This window comes from Lichenibacterium minor (assembly GCF_004137685.1).
In the GTDB taxonomy this organism is placed as follows: domain Bacteria; phylum Pseudomonadota; class Alphaproteobacteria; order Rhizobiales; family Beijerinckiaceae; genus Lichenihabitans; species Lichenihabitans minor.
The window spans coordinates 1-1,185 of sequence record NZ_QYBB01000151.1 but is presented as its reverse complement, the minus strand read 5'-3'; the positions used below and the strand labels follow the sequence as shown (position 1 = coordinate 1,185).

Annotated in this window: 1 protein-coding gene and 1 pseudogene; both read right to left on the bottom strand. The window is 71.4% G+C overall.

Going from position 1 to position 1,185, the window contains the following annotated elements:
• Positions 1-965 (bottom strand): annotated as a pseudogene (tnpC, locus tag D3273_RS27780) (IS66 family transposase); the annotation flags it as partial.
• 74 nt (positions 966-1,039) lie between these two features.
• Positions 1,040-1,177, bottom strand: coding sequence for an IS66 family insertion sequence element accessory protein TnpB (gene tnpB, locus D3273_RS27775; RefSeq protein ID WP_346432564.1), 138 nt, complete (start codon positions 1,175-1,177; stop codon positions 1,040-1,042).
• Positions 1,178-1,185: the final 8 nt, after the last annotated feature.

Genomic DNA, 1,185 nt, shown 5'->3' with positions numbered 1-1,185 from the left:
TCGCCCCGGCGGTCGGGCGAGAAGTGGAACACGGCCGCCGGGGGATCGCCACCGCCGAAGGGCCGGTCGTCGCGCACGTAGACACACGCGGCCCGTCCGCTGGTCTTGCCCTTGGCCAGCACCGGCACGGTGGTGTCATCGCCATGGAGCCGTCCCGCCGCCATGACGTGTCTCTCGATCAGCCGGAACAGCGGCTCCAGGACCCCCGCGCAGGTGCCCACCTGGTCGGCCAGCGTCGACAGGCTGAGTAGCACGCCTTCCCGGGCGTAGCGCTCGGCCTGCCGGTTCAACGGGACGTGCTGGCCGTATTTCTCGAACAGCACCATGGCGAGCAGGCTCGGCCCGGCCCAGCCACGCGGGATGGCGTGGAAGGGTGCCGGCGCCTGAGTGACGCTCTCGCAGGCGCGGCAGGAGAAGCGCTCGCGCACGGTCTGGATCACGGTCCACTGGCGCGGCACCACCTCCAGCGTTTCGGTGACGTCCTCGCCCATCTTCGACAGGCGCGTGCCGCCGCAGCACGGGCAGGCGCCGGGGCCCGGCACCACGACGCGCACACGCGGCAGGTGGGCCGGGAAGGGCTGGCGCGACGGCTTCCGACGGTCCGCCGGGGCCGGCATAGCGGCCTTGGCGGCGGCCTTCTCAGCCGCGAGGGCGTCCGCGGCCGCCGAGGCTTCGAGCTCCTCGAGCTGCAGCTCGTACTGGTCGAGGAGGCGTTGGGTCCGTTCGGAGCGCTGGCCGTAGAGGGTTCGGGTGAGCTTGGCGATCTCAAGCCGCAGGTGCGCGATCAGCGCCGCGTCGCCCGACAGCTGCGCCTTCACGGCGGCAGCCTCGGCCTCGGCGCGATCGGCTGCGGCCTGGGCCTGATCGGCGCGCTCCGTGGCCTGATCGGCTCGGGCTTAGGCGGCCGCCAGGGCTGCGCGCAGCGCGTCGACGTCGATCTTTTCGGACTTGGGCCGCTTCGCCATGAACAGATCCGATCATAGATCTTCAGGTAACGCCAGAGCGGGGGGCATTGGTCGTGTTGATAACAGTCCAGAGCTCATCCTGCCCGGCTCGGCCGCCAGGTCTGCTGCGGATGGCGCCAGTCTATGCCTTCGAGCAGATAGCCGAGTTGCGCGGGCGTGATGGCCACGCTCTCGCCCGCCGTCGCGGGCCACACGAACCGGCCCCGTTCCAGCCGCTTGG